Genomic DNA, 23,040 nt, shown 5'->3' on the forward strand with positions numbered 1-23,040 from the left:
ATCGTCCCGGACGCGGGCCACGGCGGCACGCATCCGGCGGCATCCAACAGTACGGATTCACGCTTGAAACACGAACGCATCGATTATCGCACGGGCATCCTGTCGTCCCCCGCGGAGGTGCCGGCCGACGAATGGAACGCGCTGCTCGAGCGCGACGCGCAGCCGACGCCGTTCCTGCGCCACGAATTCCTCGACGCGCTGCACGTCGCGCGCTGCGCGGTCGACGACACCGGCTGGTCGCCGCACTTCGTCACGTTGACCGACGCGCGCACGGGCCGGCTCGCGGCCGCCGCCCCCGTCTACGCGAAACAGCATTCGTACGGAGAATACGTGTTCGACTGGGCGTGGGCCGACGCGTACCAGCGCAACAACCTGCCCTATTACCCGAAGCTGCTGTGCGCGGTGCCGTTCACGCCCGTGCAGGGCACGCGCCTGCTCGCCGCCGACGACGACGCACGCCGCCGGCTCGCGGCCACGCTGCTGGCGTTCGCCGAGCAGAGCGACGTGTCGTCGCTGCACGTGCTGTTCCCGACCGGCGACGAAGCGCGGCTGCTCGAATCGATGGGGATGATGCTGCGCGAAGGCGTGCAGTTCCACTGGCTCAACGACGGCTATCGCGACTTCGACGACTTCCTCGGCACGCTCGAGCAGAAGAAGCGCAAGAACATCCGCGCGGAACGGCGCAAGGTGCGCGATGCCGGTGTCACGTTCCGGCGGCTCACCGGCGAGCAGATCACCGACGCCGACTGGCGCTTCTTCACGCGCTGCTATCGGCAGACCTACCGCGAGCACTATTCGAGCCCGTACCTGAACCTCGACTTCTTCCGCGCGATCGGCGCGACGATGCCGGAGAACCTGCTGCTCGTGATCGCCGAGGCCGACGGCAAGCCGATCGCGAGCTCGCTCGCCGTGTACCGGCGCGGCGCGAACGGCATCGGCGGCACGCTGTACGGCCGCTACTGGGGCGCGCTCGAACACGTGCCCTGCCTGCATTTCGAAACTGCCTACTACCAGTTGCTCGAGTTCTGCATCGAGGCCGGGCTCGACACGTTCGAGGGCGGTGCGCAGGGCGAGCACAAGCTCGCGCGCGGCTTCCTGCCGACCGTCACGCATTCCGCGCACTGGCTCGCGCATCCGGCGTTCTCCGATGCGGTCGCGCGCTTTCTCGAACGCGAGACCGAGCATATCCACGCGTACGTCGACGAGCTGCGCGAACACGATCCGTTCCGGCGGGGCGCCGGGTAGCATCGGCACACCTGCACAGCGACCATCTGCCCGTCCTCTTCAGTGCGCGACGTGCGTCACCGTCTGCGACACCGCCCGCGGGTCACGCGACGACGCGGCCGCCGACAGCCCGCAACTGCCTGCACCGATCCGCCACGCGTGCGCATTCGCATCCCGGACCGCGAAGCGCTGCGCCGGCACCGCGATGCTGACGGTGCGCGCCTCGCCCGGCTGCAGCGCAATCTTCATCCAGCCGACGAGCCGCTTGCGCGACGGTCACGGCGATCGGTGGCGTTGACGCACGCCATTTCTGAGACACTGACGGCTTCGCATCCCGCCGCCTTCCCATGTCCTGGTTTCTGTATCTGATCGAGTGCGCCGATGACAGCGTCTACACGGGCATCACGACCGACGTCGCCGCGCGCTTCGACGAGCATGCGTCCGGCAAGGGCGCGCGCTATACGCGCTCGCGCAAGCCGCGCGCCGTGCTCGCATCGTTCCCGCTGCCCGACCGGTCGATCGCATCGCGCGCCGAGTACTGGGTGAAGCGGCTCACGGCCGCGCAGAAACGCGAGCTGGCGGCCGGGATCAGGACGCTCGAATCGGTGTTGCCGGCCGGGATGTCGCTCGACGGAAACGTCGACGCCGCCGAGCCGCAGGACGGCACACGCGGAAGGAAGAAGGTGAAGGCGAAGCGCGCCGACATTGCGAACGAGCCGGCCGAAACCAGAGGGGCTCGCGATAAAGCCGCGAAGAGCGGAACTACCGGAAAAAAGCCCGGGGCCGCGAAAACCCCGAAGCACGCACGAGCCGCAACGGCACCAACGTCGGCAAAAGCCTCGCCGGTCACCTTGAAACGTGCCAGGACCGCCGACGATACGGAAGGGAAAAAGACCGCCTCGCGCGGCACGCCGGCAAAACGGGGCAAGCCGGTCACGAACGCATCGCCCAAACGGAAAGCGGCGGCAGCCGGCGGCAAGCCCGCCGCGGACGGACGCGCCGCCCCTGCTTCCGCCCCGGCGCGCGGGCGTTCGTCGGCAAGGAGGGGCGCCGCCGAAATCATCGAGGCCGTCGCGCCCCCCGTTGCCCCCGTTGCCCCCGCACGCCGCGCAACGGAAGCGAAACGTGCGAAGACTGCGGCAAGTGCGGGCGCCCAGCCCGCTGCGGCGCGCAAGAAAACCCTCGCACACGCCATCCCGCGCGCAAAACAAAACCGCGCGGCCTCCTGAGGAGACACGCGCGGCTTGCGTTCCGAACGAACCGGCCGCGAGGCCGGCCTGCCGGCTTACTTCTTGTAGTTCGCGGCGCCGTCGGCGATTTCCTTGTGCGCGGCGTCGATGCCGGCCCAGCCTTCGACCTTCACCCACTTGCCCTTCTCGAGCGCCTTGTATTGCTCGAAGAAGTGCTTGATCTGGTCCTTCAGGTACTCGGGCACGTCGTCGATCGACTTCAGGTTCGCCGTCATCGGGCAGACCTTGTCGTGCGGCACGGCGACGAGCTTAGCGTCGACGCCCGACTCGTCGGTCATCTGCAGCATGCCGAGCACGCGCGAACGCACGATCGAGCCGGCCAGCAGCGGGAACGGCGTGATCACCAGCACGTCGACCGGATCGCCGTCGCCCGACAGCGTCTGCGGGATGTAGCCGTAGTTCACCGGGTAGCGCATGCCCGTGCCGATGAAGCGGTCGACGACGAGGAGACCCAGCTCCTTGTCCGCCTCGTACTTCACCGGATCGCTTTGCGCGGGGATCTCGATGATCACGTTGAAATCGTGCGGCAGGTCCTTGCCGGCCGGAACATGATTGAAGCTCATAGCGCTCTCTGTTGGTCGATGGGAATTCAGGACAGGGCGCCGCGGCCGATGCACCGCCGCGGGCGTCCCCGCAGGGAATGCGCCATTATAGCCAATCGACCGGTGGCGTCCGGATGACGATCGGCGCGATAATCGTTCCGGATGTCCGGCCGCCGAACCACGGGCGACGTTCATGGAATCCGGGAACCGCTGAAGCACCGACAGATTTGCATGGGACCGGACCAAGCGCTGAAACGCCAAGTCCGATCGACCGCGAAGCATGGGACCCGAGTAAGTACTGAAGCGCTAACTCGGATCGACCGCGAAGCATGGGACCCGAGTAAGTACTGAAGCGCTAACTCGGATCGACCGCGAAGCATGGGACCCGAGTAAGCGCTAAAGCGCTAACTCGGGTCGACAGGAGCAGGCATGGAAGAGGCGAAGCACTTCATCGCGGGCGAATGGACGTTGCCCGCGCAACTGGAGACGATTCCGGTCGTCGACCCATCCGACGGCCAGCCATTCGCAACGATCGCGCGCGGCACCGCGCCCGACATCGAGCGCGCGGTCGCGGCGGCCCGCGACGCGTTCTCGGGCCCGTGGGGCGCGGCGAGCGCCGCCGAGCGCGGCCGCGTGCTGATGCGGCTGTCCGCGCGCGTCGCCGACCACCTCGAGGAACTCGCCGCGATCGAGGCGCGCGACACCGGCAAGCCGTTGAAGCAGGCGCGTGCCGACGCCGCCGCGCTCGCACGCTACTTCGAGTTCTACGCGGGCGCCGCCGACAAGCTGCACGGCGAGACCCTCCCCTATCAGGCCGGATACACGGTGCTGACGGTGCGCGAGCCGCACGGCGTCACCGGCCACATCGTGCCGTGGAACTACCCGATGCAGATCTTCGGGCGCAGCGTCGGCGCGGCGCTCGCGGCCGGCAACGCATGCGTCGTGAAGCCGGCCGAGGATGCGTGCCTGTCCGTGCTGCGCGTGGCCGAGCTGGCCGCCGAAGCCGGGCTGCCCTCCGGTGCGCTGAACGTCGTCACCGGGTACGGCCATGAAGCCGGCGCCGCGCTTGCGCGCCATCCCGGCATCGACCACATCTCGTTCACGGGCTCGCCCGCGACCGGCAAGCTGGTCACGCAGATGGCCGCCGAGAACCATGTCCCCGTCACGCTCGAGCTCGGCGGCAAGTCGCCGCAGATCGTGTTCGCCGACGCCGATCTCGACGCGGCGCTGCCCGTGCTCGTGTCGGCGATCGTGCAGAACGGCGGGCAGACCTGCTCGGCCGGCAGCCGCGTGCTGATCGAGCGCGCGGTCTACGAACCGCTCGTCGAACGGCTCGCCACCGCCTTCAACGGGCTGCGGGTCGGCCCGAGCCGCGCGGATCTCGACTGCGGCCCGCTGATCAACGCGAAGCAGCAACAGCGCGTGTGGGATTTCCTCTCCGACGCGCAGCACGACGGCATTCCGATGGCCGCGCACGGCCAGGTCGTCGCCGAGGCGCCCGAAAGCGGCTTCTACCAGGCCCCCGCGCTGCTGCGCGACGTGCCGCCATCGCACCGCCTCGCGCAGGAGGAAGTGTTCGGCCCGGTGCTCGCCGCAATGCGTTTCGTCGACGAAGACGAAGCGATTGCGCTCGCGAACGGCACGCCGTACGGCCTCGTCGCGGGCATCTGGACCCGCGACGGCGCACGCCAGCTGCGTCTCGCGCGCCGCCTGCGCGCGGGGCAGGTCTTCGTCAACAACTACGGAGCGGGCGGCGGCGTCGAGCTGCCGTTCGGCGGCGTCGGCCACTCGGGGCATGGTCGCGAGAAAGGCTTCGAGGCGCTATACGGCTTCACCGCGCTGAAGACGATCGCGATCCGGCACGGCTGAACCAGACAAACGCGGCCGGCCACGACCGGCCGCGCACCGAAATACCACGCACGATTCCAACACAGGAGACACATCATGCGGCTGAGCGGCAAGACGGCCATCGTCACGGGCGGCGGTTCAGGCTTCGGCGAGGGAATCGCGAAGACCTATGCACGAGAAGGCGCGAACGTCGTCGTCAACGACCTGAACGGCGCGGCGGCCGAGCGCGTCGCGAGCGAGATCGCGCTGGCGGGCGGCAAGGCGATCGCGGTCGCGGGCGACGTGTCGAAGGACACCGACTGGCGCGCACTGCTCCAGGCCGCGCTCGACGATTTCCATTCGGTGCAGATCGTCGTGAACAACGCCGGCACCACGCACCGCAACAAGCCGGTCCTCGACGTGACGGAAGCCGAGTTCGACCGCGTGTATGCCGTCAACATGAAGAGCCTGTTCTGGAGCGTGCAGACGTTCGTGCCGTATTTCCGCACCCAGGGCGGCGGCGTGTTCGTGAACGTCGCGTCGACGGCCGGCGTGCGGCCGCGCCCGGGCCTCGTCTGGTACAACAGCACGAAGGGCGCGATGATCACCGCGAGCAAGTCGCTCGCGGCCGAGCTCGGCGCCGACCGGATCCGCGTGAACTGCATCAACCCGGTGCTCGGCGAGACGGCCCTGATGACCGAGTTCATGGGCTGCGAGGACACACCGGAGAATCGCCGCCGGTTCCTGGCGACGATTCCGCTCGGCCGCTTCTCGACGCCGCAGGACATCGCGAACGCGGCGCTGTACCTCGCGTCCGACGAAGCCGAGTTCATCACCGGCGTCTGCCTCGAAGTCGACGGCGGGCGCTGCATCTAGCCGCACCACCGTAATTGCGTGCACCGGCATCGCCGGCCGGCGCCGCATCCAAGCATCATCATTGCTTCGCACGACCGGATCGGGCGCCGACGCGCCGGCTCCGGACAACGACAAGAACTGGAGACAACATGGCAACATCGACGCAGTCGCTGCCGGGCTCGTCCGGCGCATTCGAGGAAGCAACCTACCGCAAGGTGTCCTGGCGGCTCACGCCGCTCCTGCTGCTGTGCTACGTGGTCGCGTATCTCGACCGCGTGAACGTCGGCTTCGCGAAGCTGCAGATGGCGAGCGACCTGAATCTCAGCGACACGGTCTACGGGCTCGGCGCCGGGATCTTCTTCTTCGGCTACTTCCTGTTCGAAGTGCCGAGCAACATCATCCTGCACAAGGTCGGCGCGCGCGTCTGGATCGCGCGCATCATGGCGACGTGGGGCGTGATCTCGATCCTGACGATGTTCGTCACGACGCCCGCGATGTTCTACGTGATGCGCTTCCTGCTCGGCGTCGCCGAAGCCGGCTTCTTCCCCGGCGTGATCCTGTACCTCACCTACTGGTATCCCGCGCACCGGCGCGGCCGGATGACGACGTTCTTCATGACGGCAGTCGCCTTGTCCGGCGTGATCGGCGGGCCGCTCTCCGGCTTCATCCTGAAGGCGTTCAACGGCGTGAGCGGCTGGCACGGCTGGCAATGGCTGTTCCTGCTCGAAGGGATCCCGTCGGTGCTGGCCGGCGTGCTCGTATTCTTCGCGCTCGACGACCGGATCGCGAAGGCCAAATGGCTCACCGACGACGAAAAGGCGCTGCTCGCGCGCAACGTCGACGCGGAGGAAGCGACCAAGGAAGACCTGCCGCTCGGCGCGGTAATGGCGAGCCCGCGCGTATGGCTGATGGCGCTCATCTACTTCTCGTTCGTGATGGGACTGTACGGCGTCGGCTTCTGGCTGCCGACGATCATCAAGGCGACCGGCGTGACCGACACCTTCATGATCGGCCTGCTGTCGGCGGTTCCGTATGCGGCGGCGGTGGTCGCGATGATTCTGATCGCGCGCAGCGCGGACAAGCGGCGCGAACGACGCTGGCACCTTGCGATTCCGGCCGCGTTCGGCGCGCTCGGGCTCGTGCTGTCGGTGATATGGGCGCACCAGACGGCGCTCGCGATGCTCGGCCTCACGCTCGCGACGATGGGCATCCTGACGACGCTGCCGCTGTTCTGGAGCCTGCCGACCGCGTTCCTCGGCGGTGCGGCAGCCGCAGCGGGCATCGCGATGATCAACTCGATCGGCAACCTCGCGGGCTTCCTGAGCCCGTACTTGATGGGCTGGCTCAAGCAGGTCACGGGCGCCAACGACGCGGGCATGTACATGCTCGCCGGGTTCCTCGTGCTCGGCGGGCTGCTCGCGCTGTCGGTGCCGAAGCGGCTCGTCGACAAGTGACGCGGCACGTGACGACGTGCCTGCCGCAGGGCAATGCATGAAGAAGCCCCGAAGGCCGGTTGGCGTTCGGGGCTTTTTTACGCGCGGCGGGCAAGCGCCGCCGCGTCAGACCACGGTGATCGCGAGCGCGCTTTCGCGGTAGTGCTTCGCCGCCTTGTCGGTTTCGCCAAGATGCTCGAACAGGCGTGCGAGCGCACGGTGCGCACGCACCTTCAGCGCCTCGTTGTCGGCCTGCTTCAACGCGGCTTCGAGGAACGACTGCGCCTTGCCCCACAGCTGCTGCTGCTGGCAGAGACGGCCAAGCGCGAACAGCAGGTCGGCATCGTCCGGGTGATCCTTCTTCCACCCTTCGGCCTTCTGGATCAGCGGCAACGCATCGCCGCCGGCCGTATCCGGATAGCGGCGCAGCAGGCGCGCATCCCAGTTGTGCGCGAGCGCGTCCTCGACGATGCGGCGCGCTTCGGTGCGGCGCTCGAGCGTCACCAGCAGGTCGGCCGCGAGATCGGCCAGGCGCGGCGACTGGCGCTCGAGCGGCGACAGCGACTGCCACACCTCGAGCAGCGCGTCCGGGTCATGCCGGCGTTCGCGCAGCAGATTCTCCGCCGCCTGCTGGCGCAGCCGCACGGCCGCAGCCGGATGCAGCGCCTCGCGCTTCTCGAGCGCCTTCGCGAGCTTCAGCACCTCGGCCCAGTTCTTCAACTGCTGCTGCGCGCGCAGGGCGACCTGCTGCGCATGGATGCGCTTGCCGCCCGCCTGCAGGTCGGCCAGCGCGGCGAGCGCACCGTCGGCATCGCGCGCATCCGCGCGCATGTCGGCCGCGGCGAGCAGCCGTGCATCCTGCCATTCCGGCGCGTCGACCTTCGACAGCCAGTCGTCGCGGCGCGTGTACTCGTGCATCCGGTGCGCGGCGGTCGCCGCGACGAGACTTGCGGCGCCCTGGTTCGCATCGACCGCGAGCGCGTCGCGCGCGGCCTTCTCGGCGCGCGAGAAGCGGCCCGCGTACAAGTTCGCGATCGCATCGCGCAGCGACGCCTGTGCCTTCTCGTTGCGCGAACGCGCACGATAGGCGGCGACCCGCTGCGGCATGCGCCAGATGTTGCGCACGATGCGCAGCAGCGCGTACACGACGATGAACAACACGACGATGGAGATCACGAACAGGTTCAGCGACACGTCGACCCGGTACGGCGGATAGACGAGCAGCACCTGCCCCGCGTCGAAACGGCCGACGGTGGCGAGTGCCGCGGCGATCGCGAACAGGATCGCGAGCCAGACGATTCCTCGAAGCGTCATCGTTACCCCCGACTCTTGAACTGCTGAACGGCGTTCAGGCTCGTGTTCAGGTTCGGCACGGCGACCGTCAGCGATGCGCCGTCGACCTGCTTGAGCAGATCCTCGACGGTTTGCGTGTCCCTCGATGCCTGGTCGAAATACTTGCCGAGCGCGGCCTGCGCCGCATGCAGGTCGGCCTTCATCGCGCCGTCATTGCGCGCGAGCAGCGACAGCCGCGCGGTGAGCAGGCGCAGCTTCACGTTCTCGCGCACGAAGTAGCCCTGGTCGGGCGACGCGAGCATCGCGTCGGCGTTGTCGATCCGGCGCACCTGCACGAGCCCCTTCAGCTGCTGGCCGAGCCCCGCCGAGAAGTCATGCCACCACACCTTCCAGCGCGGCTCGCCGGCCACGGCCGCAGCCGACGACGCGGTATCGGCCGGCACGGCCTTCGGCGCCGCGTGCGGGACGATCGCCTCGCCCGACAGCGGCAGCGCGTCGATCTTCGCGATCGCGTCGTCGAGCTTGATCGCGAGGCCCGTGAGGTCGGCCGACGGTGCGGCTTTCAGCTTCTCGATGTCCTGCGCGAGCGCCTTGCGCACCGTGACGGCCTGCGCGCTCTGGGACGTCGCGAGGCGCGCATCGGCATTCTGCAGCGCGATCAGCGCGAGTTGCGTGTTCCCCGTCAGCTGCAGTTGCTGGCTCGCGCTCGACAGCATCTGGTCGACTTCCTCGAGCATCCAGGCGTCGCGGTTGCGCGACAGGTCCTGGTATTGCTGCTGCAGCGCCTGCTGCGCGCTCTGCGCGTCGGCGAGCTTGCCGTCGAGCTGCGCGAGCTGCGTGTCGACCTGATGCGTGCTCGCGAGCGCCTGCTCCGTCTTCGTACGGGTCTCGGCCGTCTGCGCATCGAGCGCCTTCTGGCGCGCGACGAACGAATCGTCGAGCCGGTCGACCTTGCGGTTCAGCGCATAGCCGCCCACACCCGCCGCGCAGCCGAGCACGACGACGACGAACCACAGCGCCGCGCTGCCACCGCGGCGCGCATGCGGTTCGGACGCGAGATAAGGAGGACTGGACGGCGGTGCGGATGCAGCGGCCGGCTGGGAAGCGACGCCTTTGGAATCGTTGGTATCTGTCATGCGTTTAGTCACCGGTGCGGCTGTCGCCGGTTGGACGGCCTCGTCGGCCATCGTTCGAAACGCGCGGACGATGCGCTCATCGCCCGCGCCGGTCAGCGTAATCCTATCAAAACCCAGTGCGCGCGCGGTCTGCTCGATGCGCGGGTGCGGCGTCACGAGCGGCGCATGCTTCAGCGCCTCGATCTCGACGTCATTCAGATGCGTGCGCGCGAGTTCGTGCAGGTTGCGCACGCCCTCCGAGCTCGTGACGAGCCACGCGTGCGGCGCGCCGGCGAGCAGCGCATGCACGCGCTCCCACGCGCCGATGCGCGGCTCGGGCACCACGCGCCGGTACGCGGCGACCAGCGTGACCTCCGCGCCGGCTTCGCGCAGCCGCTCGGCGAGCCATTCGCGACCGCCGTCGCCGCGCACGATCAGCACGCGCTGGCCGGCGAGCGCATGCGCGCCGCCGAACGCGGTCTCGATGCTCGCGAACAGGTGTTCCGAATCGTAATGCGGGACGCCGTCATCGGCGAGCGCCTGCGGTGCGATCACGCGATGCGCGGGCGCCGCGATGCCGTGGCGCGCGAGCGCCGCGACGCTGCCGGGGCCGACGACACCGACCGGCAGCGCATTCGGCCAGATCGCGCCGTACTGCGCGAGCGCGCGGTCGATCGCGTTCGGCGACACGAAGATCACGAGCGCGTAACGCCCAAGCGCCGCGAACGCGGCGTCGAGCGGCACCGGATCGTCGACCGGCGCGATGTCGATCAGCGGGAATTCGAGCACGTCGCAACCGGCCTCGGCCAGTTGGGCCGCAAGCGCGGCCGACTGGCCGTCCGGGCGCGTCAGGACGGCGGTGAACCCGCGCGCGCCGCCCGCCATCAGGCGTCGCCCTTGCCGGCCTGCGAGCCGGCGAGCAGTGCGTTGACGATGTCGCGCGCGCCTTGCGCCTCGAGCTCGTCGGACACCGCGCGGCCGAGCGCGATCGCATCGGCGACGGTCATGACGGCACCGCACTCCTCGGCGGTCAGCACGCGCTGTCCGTCGGTCGTCGACACGCGGCCCGTCAGGTACAACTCGCCCGCGCGCCACACCGCGTGGGCGGCGAGCGGCACCTCGCAGCTGCCGCCGAGCGCGCGCGACACCATCCGCTCGGCCTCGACCGCGAGCGCGGTCCGCGGGTCGTGCAGCGGCGCGAGCCATCCGGCCACGTCCGTACGACGCGCGGCAATTTCGATGCCGAGCGCGCCCTGGCCGGCGGCCGGCGGGCTGTCCTCGACGCCGATAAGCGCGCGGATTCGCGCTTCGAGGCCAAGGCGCTTCAGGCCCGCGGCCGCGAGAATGATCGCCGCATAGTCGCCGCGATCGAGCTTCGACAGGCGCGTGTCGAGGTTGCCGCGTAGCGGCAGCACGTTCAGGTGCGGATAACGCGCACGCAGCATCGCCTCTCGTCGCAGGCTCGACGTGCCGACGACCGCACCGGCAGGCAGCGCGTCGAGCGACGCGTAGTCGTTCGACACGAACGCGTCGCGCGGATCCTCGCGCTCCATGATCGCGGCGAGCGCGAAGCCGTCGGGAAGCGCCATCGGCACATCCTTCAGCGAATGCACGGCCAGGTCGGCGCGACCGTCGGCGAGCGCATTCTCCAGCTCCTTCACGAACAGGCCCTTGCCGCCGACCTTCGACAGCGTACGATCGAGAATCTGATCGCCACGGGTCGTCATCCCGAGGATTTTCACGTCACAAGCTGGATATAATTTGCGCAGCGCATCACGCACATGTTCGGCTTGCCACATCGCCAGGCGGCTCTCGCGCGAGGCAATCGTCAGCGTCACGGGGGATTGTGCCGAAGAGATCTCGGAATTCATTGCAGGAACAATCGAAGGACGGGATTGAAGATCGAACAATGGTAGCACGCACGCCCCGGCCCGCCCGGGCCCGGCGCCTGCGCCCGCCGCGCTTCGGCGCCGGCGGCGACACCGATGCGCGGATGTGCCGCACGTAGCTGGTTGCTTGACCGCAGTTCCCGTAGTTTCCGTAGTCCCCGCAGTCCCTTTTGACTCGAGCTTTCCCAAGGAAACCCATCGTGAAGTCTTCCGGATCGGCGCGTACGGCGCGCCGCAATGCTGCCTTGCCCTCCTCCGACGCCCAGACGGGCTCCATCGCCACCGCCGCGAACGGCCGTGCGAAACCGGCAACGAAACCGAAAGACCCGATACGTCAGACAAAACGCGCGACCAAGGCCGCCGGCCCGGCTGCCCGCAAGGCCGGCGCGGCGAAGCCCGGCGCCCGCACGCGCGAGGACAAGGACGGTCCGCTGTTCGAGGACATCCGCTACCTCGGCCGCCTGCTCGGCGACGTCGTGCGCGAACAGGAAGGCGACACCGTGTTCGACGTCGTCGAGACCATTCGCCAGACGGCGGTGAAGTTTCGCCGCGAGGACGACAGCGAGGCGGCACAAACGCTGGAGAAGAAGCTGCGCAAGCTGACGCCGGAGCAGACGGTGAGCGTCGTGCGCGCGTTCAGCTATTTCTCGCATCTGGCGAACATCGCGGAAGACCGCCATCACAACCGCCGCCGCCGCATCCACGCGCTGGCCGGATCCGCGGCACAGCCCGGCACCGTCGCGTATGCGCTCGAGCAGCTGAAGACGACCGGCAACGCGTCGAAGCGCCTGCTGCAGCGCTTCTTCGACGATGCGCTGATCGTGCCGGTGCTGACCGCGCATCCGACCGAAGTGCAGCGCAAGAGCATCCTCGACGCGCAGCACGACATCGCGCGCCTGCTCGCCGAGCGCGACCAGCCGCTGACGGCGCGCGAACGCTCGTACAACGAATCGATGCTGCGCGCACGCGTGACCGCGCTGTGGCAGACCCGCATGCTGCGCGACGCGCGCCTGACGGTCGGCGACGAGATCGAGAACGCGCTGTCGTACTACCGCGCGACGTTCCTTGACGAACTGCCCGCGCTGTATGGCGACATCGAGGCCGCGCTCGCCGAGCACGGCCTGTCCGCGCGCGTGCCCGCATTCTTCCAGATGGGCAGCTGGATCGGCGGCGACCGCGACGGCAACCCGAACGTGACCGCCCCGACGCTCGAAGAAGCGATCAACCGCCAGTCCGCGGTGATTCTCGAACACTATCTGGAACAGGTGCACAAGCTCGGCGCCGAGCTGTCGGTGTCGAACCTGCTGGTCGGCGCGAACGACGCCGTGAAAGCGCTCGCGGCCGCGTCGCCCGACCAGTCGCCGCACCGTGTCGACGAACCGTATCGCCGTGCGCTGATCGGCATCTACACACGGCTCGCCGCAAGCGCGCGCGTACGACTGGGCGAAGGCACGGTGCCGGTGCGCAGCGCCGGCCGCGGCGCGCCGCCGGTGCGCGCGGTGCCCTACGCCGATTCCGAAGCCTTCGTCGCCGACCTCAAGGTGCTGACCGCCTCGCTCGACGAACACCACGGCACGTCGCTCGCCGCGCCGCGCCTCGCACCGCTCGTGCGCGCGGCCGAAGTGTTCGGATTCCATCTCGCGAGCATCGACCTGCGCCAGAGCTCCGACATCCACGAAGCCGTGGTCGCCGAGCTGTTCGCGCGTGCCGGCGTACATGCGGACTACGCGTCGCTCTCCGAGGACGACAAGCTGATCGCGCTGCTTGCCGCGCTGGCCGATCCGCGCCCGCTGCGCTCGCCGTACATCGAATACTCGGCGCTCGCGCAAAGCGAGCTGGGCGTGTTCGAGAAGGCACGCGAGGTGCGTGCGCAGTTCGGCCCGCGTGCGGTACGCAACTACATCATTTCGCACACCGAGACGGTCAGCGACCTCGTCGAAGTCCTGCTGCTGCAGAAGGAAACCGGGCTGCTCGAAGGCGCATTCGGCGCCGCTCACGACAGCGCGCGCAATGGCCTGATGGTGATTCCGCTGTTCGAGACGATCCCGGACCTGCGCGATGCTGCGCGCATCATGCGCGAATACTTCGCACTGCCGGGCATCGACGCGCTGATCGCGCACCAGGGTGCCGAGCAGGAAGTGATGCTCGGCTACTCGGACAGCAACAAGGACGGCGGCTTCCTGACATCGAACTGGGAGCTGTATCGCGCGGAGCTCGCGCTCGTCGACCTGTTCCGCGAACGCAAGATCACGCTGCGGCTGTTCCATGGCCGCGGCGGCACGGTCGGCCGCGGAGGCGGCCCGACCTACCAGGCGATCCTGTCGCAGCCGCCGGGCACCGTGAACGGCCAGATCCGCCTGACGGAACAGGGCGAGGTGATCGCGAGCAAGTTCGCGAACCCCGAGATCGGCCGGCGCAACCTGGAGACCGTGGTCGCCGCGACGCTCGAGGCGTCGCTGCTGCCGCAATCGAACGCGCCCGCGCAGCTGCCCGCGTTCGAAGCCGCGATGCAGACGCTGTCCGACGCCGCGATGGCGTCGTATCGCGCGCTCGTCTACGAAACGCCCGGCTTCACCGACTACTTCTTCTCGTCGACGCCGATCACCGAGATCGCCGAGCTGAACATCGGCAGCCGCCCGGCCTCGCGCAAGCTGCAGGATCCGAAGAATCGCAGGATCGAAGACCTGCGTGCGATTCCGTGGGGCTTCTCGTGGGGCCAGTGCCGACTGCTGCTGACGGGCTGGTACGGCTTCGGCAGCGCGGTGAGCGCGTATCTCGACGGCGCGCCGGACGCGGCCGAACGCACGAAGCGCCTGACGCTGCTCAAGAAGATGAACAAGACGTGGCCGTTCTTCGCGAACCTGCTGTCGAACATGGACATGGTGCTTGCGAAGACCGATCTCGCGGTCGCGTCGCGCTATGCGCAGCTGGTCGCCGACCGCAAGCTGCGCAAGCACGTGTTCGAGCGGATTGTCGCGGAATGGGAGCGCACGTCGCAGGCGCTCGCGGAAATCACCGGGCACGCTGGCCGCCTCGCGACCAACCCGCTGCTCGCGCGCTCGATCAAGAACCGCTTCCCGTATCTCGATCCACTGAACCACCTGCAGGTCGAGCTGATCAAGCGTCACCGCGCGGGCGACACGAACGCGCGGCTGCGCCGCGGGATTCACCTGACCATCAACGGGATCGCGGCCGGCCTGCGCAATACGGGCTGATCCGTGCGCGGCGCGGGCCTGCTCCGCGCCGCGCCGGCGTTGCGAAACGCGCGCCGCAAAACGAAAGCCGCGATACGCAACCACGCGTATCGCGGCTTTTTCGCGTGGAACGGCACGACGGCGCCGGCCGCCGTGTCGCCCCATACGCTCATTGCGCGTCGATCAGCAGCGCGTCGTGCTCGAACGACCCGTCCGGCTGCACTGCGTAGTAGCCGCGCACCTCGTCTGGCGCATGCGCCCACAGCGCGCGGATGCCCGCGACGCTGTCGGCCGGCGTGCGGATGCGCTCGACCCATGTGTCGAAATCGATCGGCAGGCGCCAGCGGCTCTGCACGTGCGCGTCGAACCCGGCGCCGCGGAACATCGCGAGCCATTCGTCGGCACGGTAGTCGCGCACGTGGGACGCGTCGCGCAGCACTTCGGCGGCCTGCAGATACGTGTCGAGCAGCGGATGATCGTTGCCCGCGATATCGATCACCAGCACGCGGCCGCCCGGCTTCAGCACGCGACGCACCTCCGCAAGCGCAGCGCTCACGTCGTGCCAGTGGTGCGCGCTCATCCGGCTGATTACCCAGTCGAAAGTGCCGGCTTCGAACGGCAGCCGTTCAGCCGGCCCCTGCTGCGTGCGGATGTTCGCGAGCCCGCGCTCGCGCGCGGCGGCGGCAACGGTCGCGAGCATCGGCGCCGCGAGATCGTAGGCGACCACGTCGCGCACGTGCGGCGCGACCGCGAAGCTCGCATGGCCCGCACCGCAACCGAGATCGAGCACCGCGGCGTCGGGCGTCGCGCGCACGGCGTCTGCCAGTGCCTGCAGATCGGCGCCCGTCGCGTGGACCGTGCTCGTCAGGTAGGCGGCGGCCGTCGTGCCGAATGCGTCGGCGACCTGGTCGTGGTGTTTCATCGTTCGCTCCTTCGTTGGGTGGGACGCCCGCTGCCTGCCAGCGCGCGAATCGCTACAATAGGGCCGCGCTTGTACCAGTACAAGTTAAGCAGTTATTCTGGTATTTGTTACACCTGCCTGATTTCCGGCCCGATCTACGCCGCGCGTCGCGCGCCCCTTTTTGTCGTTTCAGCCGTTTCCGCATGAACCAGCCGTCCTCCGCCCCCACCCCGCCGCTCGACGCCACACCCGCCCGCGCCCTCGGCGAATTCATCCGCGCGCATCGCGAACGGCTGTCGCCTCAGGCCGTCGGCCTGCCGCCCGGCCCACGCCGCCGCACGCCGGGGCTGCGGCGCGAGGAAGTCGCGCAGCTGTGCGGCGTCAGCCCGACCTGGTACACGTGGATCGAGCAGGGCCGCCCGGTGTCGGCGTCGGCCGATGCGCTCGCGCGGATCGCCGTCGCGCTGCAACTGTCGAAGGCCGAACGCGCGTACCTGTTCGAACTGGCCGCGCAGCGCGATCCGGCCGAGCCCGATGTCGCGGCTGGCGACCTGCCGCCCACGCTCGCGGCGACCGTCGCCGCGATCGCCACGCCTGCATATGTGCTCGACCGGCAATGGAACGCGCTCGCATGGAACGCGCCGGCCGCAGCGCTGTTCACGGGCTGGCTCGACGGCGAGCACGACCGCAACCTGCTGCGCTTCACGTTCATGGCGCCGGCCGCGCGCACGTTGATCGTCGACTGGGAAACCCGCGCGCGCCGGCTCGCGGCCGAATTCCGCGCCGACTCGATCCGCCACCTCGCCGATGCGCCGACCCGCGCGCTGATCGACGCGCTGATGGCCGGCAGCGATGCATTCGCGCAGTATTGGGCGTCGCAGGACGTGTTCGAGCGCGAAGGCGGCCTGCGCGAGTTCGACCATCCGGTCGACGGCCGGCTCGTGTACCAGCAGATCACGCTGAAGCCCGCGCACCGCGAAGACCTGAAGCTGGTCGTGCTCGTGCGCGATTGAGGCGGCTCAGAAGCTGATCGTCGCGGTGATCGATGCGCAGACGCTGCGCGCGCCGGACGGCACGCCGCTGCCGCCCGGCCTCGACGTTCGCCACGTCGAAAGCGGCCAGCGCACGATCGTCGGCTACGACGGCCTGACCTTCGTCGACGGCCTCGTCCAGAACAATCACCTCGAAATCTCGGGCGGCGGCCGCGACTGCGCCGTCGAATTCGCGTACCGGCGCCCGGACGACGGCACGCTGCCGCGGATCGGACCGCTGACCTGCGGCCCCCGGTAATCCGCGCCCGTTCGCGGCCGACGCGCGCGCCGGCCGCCAGCCCCGCGAATGCTAGAATTGCGGGATTCCCTCGGCGGCGCACGCCGCCCAACTCCCCTTCGAAGAATCGCCATGACGTCCCAACTGCACAAAAAGGGCGAGGCCTGGTCGGCCCGCTTCTCGGAACCGATGTCGGAGCTGGTCAAGCGCTACACGTCGTCGGTGTTTTTCGACAAGCGCCTCGCGCTCGTCGACATCGCCGGCTCGCTCGCGCACGCGAGCATGCTCGCGGCGCAGAAGATCATCAGCGCCGACGACCTCGCCGCGATCGAACGCGGGATGACGCAGATCAAGGGCGAGATCGAGCGCGGCGAATTCGAATGGCAGCTGGATCTCGAGGACGTCCACCTGAACATCGAGGCGCGCCTGACCGCGCTGATCGGTGACGCCGGCAAGCGCCTGCACACGGGCCGCTCGCGCAACGATCAGGTCGCGACCGACATCCGTCTGTGGCTGCGCGGCGAGATCGACCGCATCGGCGGCCTCCTGAACGACCTGCGCGGCGCGCTGATCGACCTCGCTGAAAAGAATGCGGACACGATCATGCCGGGCTTCACGCACCTGCAGGTCGCGCAGCCGGTCACGTTCGGCCATCACCTGCTCGCGTACGTCGAAATGTTCACGCGTGACGCCGAGCGCATGCGCGACTGCCGCACCCGCGTGAACCGCCTGCCGCTCGGCGCGGCCGCGCTCGCCGGCACCAGCTACCCGATCGACCGTCATGCCGTGGCGAAGACGCTCGGCTTCGACGGCATCTGCGCGAACTCGCTCGACGCGGTGTCGGATCGCGACTTCGCGATCGAATTCACGGCGGCATCCGCGCTCGTGATGACGCACGTGTCGCGCTTCTCCGAAGAACTCGTGCTGTGGATGAGCCCGCGCGTCGGCTTCATCGACATCGCCGACCGCTTCTGCACCGGCAGCTCGATCATGCCGCAGAAGAAGAACCCGGACGTGCCCGAGCTCGCACGCGGCAAGACGGGCCGCGTGAACGGCCACCTGATGGCGCTCCTCACGCTGATGAAGGGCCAGCCGCTCGCGTACAACAAGGACAACCAGGAAGACAAGGAACCGCTGTTCGACACGGTCGACACGGTCGCCGACACGCTGCGGATCTTCGCCGAGATGGTCGCCGGCATCACGGTGAAGCCGGACGCGATGCGCGCGGCCGCGCTGCAGGGCTTCTCGACCGCCACCGACCTCGCCGACTATCTCGTGAAGCGCGGGCTGCCGTTCCGCGACGCGCACGAAGCCGTCGCGCACGCGGTGAAGATCTGCGACGACCGCGGAATCGACCTCGCCGACCTCTCGCTCGACGAAATGAAGCAGGAACTGCCGAACGTCGCGCACCTGATCGGCGACGACGTGTTCGGCTACCTGACGCTCGAAGGTTCGGTCGCGAGCCGCAACCATCCGGGCGGCACCGCGCCCGATCAAGTGCGTGCGGCGGTCAAGGCCGCTCGCGCCGCGCTCGACAAGTAAGCCTGCCGGCCCGGACGGGCGCCTTCGGCGTCCGTCTTTCACTCGGGCGGCCGTCGTGCCGCCCGACGCCCTTCCCGCTTCCCGGATACCGCCGATGACCTTCTCCGCCGCGCTCTTCGACATGGACGGCCTGCTCATCGATTCCGAGCGGACCATCATGAACACGTGGATCGACGTGTCGACCGCGCACGGCGTCGTGCTGACCGAGATCGACTACCTGCAGATCGTCGGCCGCTCGTTCGCCGAGGGCCAGGTCATTCTCGCGCGGCTGATCGGCGACACCGACACGTTCGACGCCGTGCGCACCCTCGTGCGCGAACGGCTCGCCGCGCCCGAACCTCATCCGAAATTTCCGCTGAAGTCCGGCGCACTGGCGCTGCTCGAGACGCTCGCGCAGGCCGGCATTCCGTGCGCGGTCGCATCGTCGTCCGCGCGCGACGTGATCCGTGCGCGGCTCGACGCGGTCGGCGTGCTGCCGTTCTTCCACGCGATCGCGGGCGGCGACGAAGTCGCGCGCGGCAAACCCGACCCGGCCGTGTACCGGCTCGCGGCCGAACGCCTCGGCGTGCCGGCGCACGCGTGCGTCGCGTTCGAGGACAGCGACTTCGGCGCGCAATCGGCCGCCGGCGCAGGCGCATCGGTCGTCACCGTGCCCGACCTGAAGGCACCGACGCCCGAGATCGTCGCGCTGAGCCTGCACGTGCTCGCGTCGCTCGACGATGCGGTCGCGTTCGTGCCGTCGTGGTTCGGCCGCCTGGACACGCAGCAGCCCGGGTAGGCGCCGCTCGCGGCACGCCATATGCAAACGGGCACCCTCGGGTGCCCGTTTTCCGTTGCCGCGCCGAATGACCGGCGTCGCGGCGATCGTCAGTTGTTGCCGGCCGTCTCCGACAGCCGCTTCATCGTCGCGATGCGCGCGCCGATCAGGTCGACGCGTCCGTCCTCGCCGACGAGCGGCGCCGTCGCATCGCTGAACGCGACCCACGCGCGCTGCGCGCGCACGAGTGTCGCGGCCGAATGCGCGGGCATCTTGCGACGCAGCTTCTGGTAATAGCGGTTCAAATCGAACAGCGCGTGCTCGCACGCGGCATCCTGCACACACGGCCGCACGCGGCTTATCGCCGAATCGCGCGGCGCGTTCGCCGGCTTGCCGCCGGCTGGCGCGGCTGTGCCCGGCGCCGTGCCCGCACCGCCCTGGGTGTCGCCTTGCGCACCGCTCGTGGCCGCCACCGGCACGGCGGCAGGCGGCAGCGCATAGCGGTCGGCCGCCGCGCGCAGCGCCAATGCGCGATCGCGCACGGGCTGCAACTGCATGTCGGCGCTCGACATCGCGTACGCGGTGCCGCGCGTCGTGTCGTACACGGCTTTCAGCAGATGAACTTCATCCTTGCGCCACGTGACCCAGCGGCGCTGGCTGTCCTGCCAGCCGCGCTTCACGTTGGCCGGCGCATTCTTCGACAGGCGCTGGTACGCGCCGTCCATCACCGCCTGCCACTGCTGCTGCGCTTCGCCCATACACTGGATCTGGCCGGCCGTCGACGACCGGTCGCGCCGCGCGAGACACTGCCGCATCGCGACGTCGATCGGATCGGCCGCCGCGACTTCCGCGTGTGCGACACCCACGCCCGCCAGCCCGGCCGCCCCTGCCGCCCAGACGACGAGCGCGGCCAACGCCGCACGCATCGTCCGGATTCGTCCCTGCGTCGCCATCAGTCGCGCACGCAATCGACGAAGTACTCGACGCGGCCGTTCACCTCTTCCGCGACGAGGCCGTGGATGTCGGTGTGGAAGCCCGGGAAGCGCTCGTTGAAGTCGCGCGCGAACCGCAGGTAGTTCACGATCGTCTTGTTGAAGCGCTCGCCCGGAATCAGCAACGGGATGCCCGGCGGGTACGGCGTGAGCAGGATGCTCGTCACGCGGCCTTCGAGCTCGTCGAGCGGCACGCGGTCGATCTTGCGGTGCGCGAGCTTCGCGAACGCGTCCGACGGCTTCATCGCCGGCTCCATGTCCGACAGGTACATTTCCGTCGTCAGGCGCGCGATGTCGTTCGCGCGGTACACGTCGTGGATCTGCGTGCACAGGTCGCGCAGGCCGACGCGCTCGTAGCGCGGATGCTGCGCGACGAATTCCGGCAGCACGCGCCACAGCGGCTGGTTGTTGTCGTAGTCGTCCTTGAACTGCTGCAGCTCGGTCACCATCGAGTTCCAGCGGCCCTTCGTGATGCCGATCGTGAACATGATGAAGAACGAGTACAGGCCGGTCTTCTCGACGATGATCCCGTGCTCGGCCAGATACTTCGTGACGATCGCGGCCGGAATGCCCGTTTCGCCGAACTCGCCGTCGACATCGAGCCCCGGCGTGATGATCGTCGCCTTGATCGGGTCGAGCATGTTGAAGCCTTCCGCCAGCGGGCCGAAGCCGTGCCAGTGGTCGTTCGGCTTCAGCATCCAGTCCTCGCGCGAGCCGATGCCTTCTGCCGACAGGTTGTCCGGCCCCCACACGCTGAAGAACCAGTCGTCGCCGTATTCGGCGTCGACCTTGCGCATCGCGCGGCGGAAGTCGATCGCCTCGGCGATCGATTCCTCGACGAGCGCGGTGCCGCCCGGCGGTTCCATCATCGCGGCCGCGACGTCGCACGACGCGATGATCGCGTACTGCGGGCTCGTCGACGTGTGCATCAGGTACGCCTCGTTGAAGCGGTGCTTGTCGAAGGTGCGGTTCTCCGAATCCTGCACGACGATCTGCGACGCCTGCGAGATGCCCGCGAGCAGCTTGTGCGTCGAGTGCGTCGCGAACACGAGCGCGCCCGTGCGCGGACGGCCGTCGCCGATCGCGTGCATGTCGCGGTAGAAGTCGTGGAACGTCGCGTGCGGCAGCCACGCTTCGTCGAAGTGCAGCGTGTCGAGCAGGTCGCCGAGCAGGTCCTTGATCATCTCGACGTTGTAGACGACGCCGTCGTACGTGCTCTGCGTGATCGTCAGGATCCGCGGCTTCATGTCCGGGTTCTCGCGCAGCGCCTCGCGCGCGAACGGGTTCGCCTCGATCTTCTTGCGGATGTTCTCCGGCTTGAATTCGTCGCGCGGGATCGGCCCGATGATGCCGAAGTGATTGCGCGTCGGCGTGAGGAACACCGGAATCGCGCCCGTCATCGTGATCGCGTGCAGGATCGACTTGTGGCAGTTGCGGTCGACCAGCACGATGTCGCCGGGCGCGACCGTCGCATGCCAGACGATCTTGTTCGACGTCGACGTGCCGTTGGTCACGAAGAACAGGTGGTCCGCGCTGAAGATGCGCGCCGCGTTGCGCTCGGACGCCGCGACCGGGCCCGTGTGATCGAGCAGCTGGCCGAGTTCGTCGACCGCGTTGCAGACGTCGGCGCGCAGCATGTTCTCGCCGAAGAACTGGTGGAACATCTGGCCGAGCGGGTTCTTCAGGAACGCGACGCCACCCGAGTGGCCCGGGCAGTGCCACGAGTACGAGCCTTCGTCCGCGTACTTCACCAGCTCCTTGAAGAACGGCGGCGCGAGCGAGTCGAGATAGACCTTCGCCTCGCGGATGATGTGGCGCGCGACGAACTCCGGCGTGTCCTCGAACATGTGGATGAAGCCGTGCAGTTCGCGCAGGATGTCGTTCGGCAAGTGGCGCGACGTGCGCGTTTCGCCGTACAGGAAGATCGGGATGTCCGCGTTGCGGCGGCGCACTTCGGTGACGAACGCGCGCAGCTCGATGATCGCGGTCGCGAGCTCGGGCAGCTCGCCGTCCGGGCCCGTTTCGCCGAGCATGAGTTCGTCGTCGTCGATCGACAGGATGAAGCACGACGCGCGGCTCGACTGCTGCGCGAACGACGTCAGATCGCCGTAGCTCGTGAGGCCGAGGACTTCGACGCCCTCCTTCTCGATCGCTTCGGCCAACGCCCGGATGCCGGAGCCCGAGATGTTCTCGGAGCGGAAATCTTCGTCGATGATGACGACGGGGAAACGAAACTTCATGGGCGATTCTCCAAAAAGAACGACCGCGGCGCGTCACGCGCAGCGGTCACCCGGAAACTGGTGAGACGTTATGCAACCAGATCAGGTTTTCGGCAGCGTGACACCGCGCTGACCCTGATACTTGCCGCCGCGATCGGCGTACGACACGTCGCACACTTCGTCGCTTTCGAAGAACAGCACCTGCGCGACACCTTCGTTCGCGTAGATCTTCGCGGGCAGCGGCGTGGTATTCGAGAATTCCAGCGTGACGTAGCCTTCCCACTCGGGTTCGAACGGCGTCACGTTGACGATGATCCCGCAGCGCGCGTACGTCGACTTGCCGAGGCAGACGGTGAGCACGGTGCGCGGGATGCGGAAATATTCGACGGTGCGGGCCAGCGCGAACGAGTTCGGCGGGATGATGCACACGTCGCCCTTGAAATCGACAAACGAACCCTCGTCGAAGTTCTTCGGATCGACGATCGTCGAATTGATGTTCGTGAAGATCTTGAATTCGTCCGCGCAGCGAATGTCGTAGCCGTAGCTCGACGTGCCGTAGCTGACGATCCTGCGACCGTCCTCGGACGCGCGAACCTGATCGGGCACGAACGGCTCGATCATCTTGTGTTCTTCGGCCATGCGCCGAATCCACTTGTCGGACTTGATGCTCATAACAGGGCGCCTGGAAACGCTGCGTGACAGTCGGTGAGGGCCGGACCCGCGAGGCCGCGGCCGGGA

The 23,040-nt window shown here is 68.4% G+C and carries 17 protein-coding genes and 2 pseudogenes; 10 read left to right on the plus strand and 9 right to left on the minus strand.

Features of this window, described 5'->3' with window-relative positions:
• The first annotated feature begins 63 nt into the window (after nucleotides 1-63).
• The gene (locus ACT2FV_RS28915; RefSeq protein ID WP_444505240.1) at nucleotides 64-1,245 is read left to right on the plus strand and encodes a GNAT family N-acetyltransferase; all 1,182 of its coding nucleotides are present in this window, start codon (nucleotides 64-66) and stop codon (nucleotides 1,243-1,245) included.
• Nucleotides 1,246-1,284: 39 nt separating this feature from the next.
• Here the strand turns inward: ACT2FV_RS28915 and ACT2FV_RS28920 are convergent.
• A pseudogene (locus tag ACT2FV_RS28920) lies at nucleotides 1,285-1,491 on the minus strand (fibronectin type III-like domain-contianing protein); the annotation flags it as partial.
• An 80-nt stretch (nucleotides 1,492-1,571) separates the two neighbouring features.
• On the opposite strand from ACT2FV_RS28920, the gene ACT2FV_RS28925 reads away from it, so the two are divergent.
• Entirely contained in the window at nucleotides 1,572-2,453 is an 882-nt protein-coding gene (locus ACT2FV_RS28925; protein ID WP_444505241.1) for a GIY-YIG nuclease family protein, read from the plus strand.
• 56 nt (nucleotides 2,454-2,509) lie between these two features.
• Here ACT2FV_RS28925 and ppa read toward each other — a convergent pair whose 3' ends face one another.
• On the minus strand, nucleotides 2,510-3,037 hold the full coding sequence (gene ppa, locus ACT2FV_RS28930; RefSeq protein WP_011885693.1) for an inorganic diphosphatase: 528 nt from the start codon (nucleotides 3,035-3,037) through the stop codon (nucleotides 2,510-2,512).
• A 408-nt stretch (nucleotides 3,038-3,445) separates the two neighbouring features.
• Between ppa and ACT2FV_RS28935 the strand changes: the two genes are divergently transcribed.
• The 3 genes from ACT2FV_RS28935 (at nucleotide 3,446) to ACT2FV_RS28945 (ending at nucleotide 7,152) form a co-directional block, all read left to right on the plus strand.
• Nucleotides 3,446-4,885: an aldehyde dehydrogenase family protein gene (locus ACT2FV_RS28935; RefSeq protein ID WP_059603720.1), complete on the plus strand. Its 1,440-nt coding sequence runs from the start codon at nucleotides 3,446-3,448 to the stop codon at nucleotides 4,883-4,885.
• Nucleotides 4,886-4,960: 75 nt separating this feature from the next.
• On the plus strand, nucleotides 4,961-5,719 hold the full coding sequence (locus tag ACT2FV_RS28940) for an SDR family oxidoreductase (protein WP_444505242.1): 759 nt from the start codon (nucleotides 4,961-4,963) through the stop codon (nucleotides 5,717-5,719).
• Between the two features lie 128 nt (nucleotides 5,720-5,847).
• The gene (locus ACT2FV_RS28945; protein WP_124621648.1) at nucleotides 5,848-7,152 is read left to right on the plus strand and encodes an MFS transporter; all 1,305 of its coding nucleotides are present in this window, start codon (nucleotides 5,848-5,850) and stop codon (nucleotides 7,150-7,152) included.
• A 105-nt stretch (nucleotides 7,153-7,257) separates the two neighbouring features.
• On the opposite strand, the gene ACT2FV_RS28950 is transcribed toward ACT2FV_RS28945, so the two are convergent.
• From ACT2FV_RS28950 to hemC, 3 genes are read right to left on the minus strand one after another with little or no spacing between them, the layout of a single operon-like run.
• A complete protein-coding gene (locus ACT2FV_RS28950) occupies nucleotides 7,258-8,445 on the minus strand; it encodes a heme biosynthesis protein HemY (RefSeq protein ID WP_124901057.1) in 1,188 nt (395 codons plus the stop codon).
• A gap of 2 nt (nucleotides 8,446-8,447) precedes the next feature.
• Nucleotides 8,448-10,424 carry a fused uroporphyrinogen-III synthase HemD/membrane protein HemX gene (gene hemDX / locus ACT2FV_RS28955; protein WP_444505243.1) on the minus strand — a complete coding sequence of 659 codons (1,977 nt, stop codon included), beginning with the start codon at nucleotides 10,422-10,424 and terminating at the stop codon, nucleotides 8,448-8,450.
• Nucleotides 10,424-11,410 carry a hydroxymethylbilane synthase gene (hemC, locus tag ACT2FV_RS28960; RefSeq protein WP_174906298.1) on the minus strand — a complete coding sequence of 329 codons (987 nt, stop codon included), beginning with the start codon at nucleotides 11,408-11,410 and terminating at the stop codon, nucleotides 10,424-10,426. Before hemC ends, hemDX begins: the two co-directional genes overlap by 1 nt.
• Nucleotides 11,411-11,628: 218 nt before the next feature.
• Between hemC and ppc the strand changes: the two genes are divergently transcribed.
• Nucleotides 11,629-14,643 carry a phosphoenolpyruvate carboxylase gene (gene ppc, locus ACT2FV_RS28965; RefSeq protein ID WP_124621641.1) on the plus strand — a complete coding sequence of 1,005 codons (3,015 nt, stop codon included), beginning with the start codon at nucleotides 11,629-11,631 and terminating at the stop codon, nucleotides 14,641-14,643.
• Between the two features lie 148 nt (nucleotides 14,644-14,791).
• On the opposite strand, the gene ACT2FV_RS28970 is transcribed toward ppc, so the two are convergent.
• Nucleotides 14,792-15,544: a class I SAM-dependent methyltransferase gene (locus tag ACT2FV_RS28970; protein ID WP_444505244.1), complete on the minus strand. Its 753-nt coding sequence runs from the start codon at nucleotides 15,542-15,544 to the stop codon at nucleotides 14,792-14,794.
• A gap of 182 nt (nucleotides 15,545-15,726) precedes the next feature.
• Here ACT2FV_RS28970 and ACT2FV_RS28975 point away from each other — a divergent pair, with 182 nt between their 5' ends.
• From ACT2FV_RS28975 to ACT2FV_RS28990, 4 genes and pseudogenes are all read left to right on the plus strand, one after another.
• Entirely contained in the window at nucleotides 15,727-16,536 is an 810-nt protein-coding gene (locus ACT2FV_RS28975; RefSeq protein WP_124901053.1) for a helix-turn-helix transcriptional regulator, read from the plus strand.
• A gap of 43 nt (nucleotides 16,537-16,579) precedes the next feature.
• Nucleotides 16,580-16,813: pseudogene (locus ACT2FV_RS28980) on the plus strand (FimD/PapC C-terminal domain-containing protein); the annotation flags it as partial.
• 111 nt (nucleotides 16,814-16,924) lie between these two features.
• Nucleotides 16,925-18,334, plus strand: coding sequence for an argininosuccinate lyase (gene argH / locus ACT2FV_RS28985; protein WP_124621635.1), 1,410 nt, complete (start codon nucleotides 16,925-16,927; stop codon nucleotides 18,332-18,334).
• Nucleotides 18,335-18,428: 94 nt separating this feature from the next.
• On the plus strand, nucleotides 18,429-19,112 hold the full coding sequence (locus tag ACT2FV_RS28990; protein ID WP_444505245.1) for an HAD family hydrolase: 684 nt from the start codon (nucleotides 18,429-18,431) through the stop codon (nucleotides 19,110-19,112).
• An 89-nt stretch (nucleotides 19,113-19,201) separates the two neighbouring features.
• On the opposite strand, the gene ACT2FV_RS28995 is transcribed toward ACT2FV_RS28990, so the two are convergent.
• The 3 genes from ACT2FV_RS28995 to dcd form a co-directional block, all read right to left on the minus strand.
• Nucleotides 19,202-20,044, minus strand: a complete 843-nt coding sequence (locus tag ACT2FV_RS28995; RefSeq protein ID WP_059603749.1) for a lysozyme inhibitor LprI family protein — start codon at nucleotides 20,042-20,044, stop codon at nucleotides 19,202-19,204.
• Nucleotides 20,044-22,323, minus strand: coding sequence for an arginine/lysine/ornithine decarboxylase (locus ACT2FV_RS29000; protein WP_059603751.1), 2,280 nt, complete (start codon nucleotides 22,321-22,323; stop codon nucleotides 20,044-20,046). Before ACT2FV_RS29000 ends, ACT2FV_RS28995 begins: the two co-directional genes overlap by 1 nt.
• 81 nt (nucleotides 22,324-22,404) lie before the next feature.
• Nucleotides 22,405-22,974, minus strand: coding sequence for a dCTP deaminase (gene dcd, locus ACT2FV_RS29005; protein WP_006398615.1), 570 nt, complete (start codon nucleotides 22,972-22,974; stop codon nucleotides 22,405-22,407).
• Nucleotides 22,975-23,040 lie beyond the last annotated feature (66 nt).

This window comes from Burkholderia sp. PR2 (assembly GCF_052372875.1).
Taxonomy (GTDB): Bacteria; Pseudomonadota; Gammaproteobacteria; order Burkholderiales; family Burkholderiaceae; genus Burkholderia; species Burkholderia diffusa.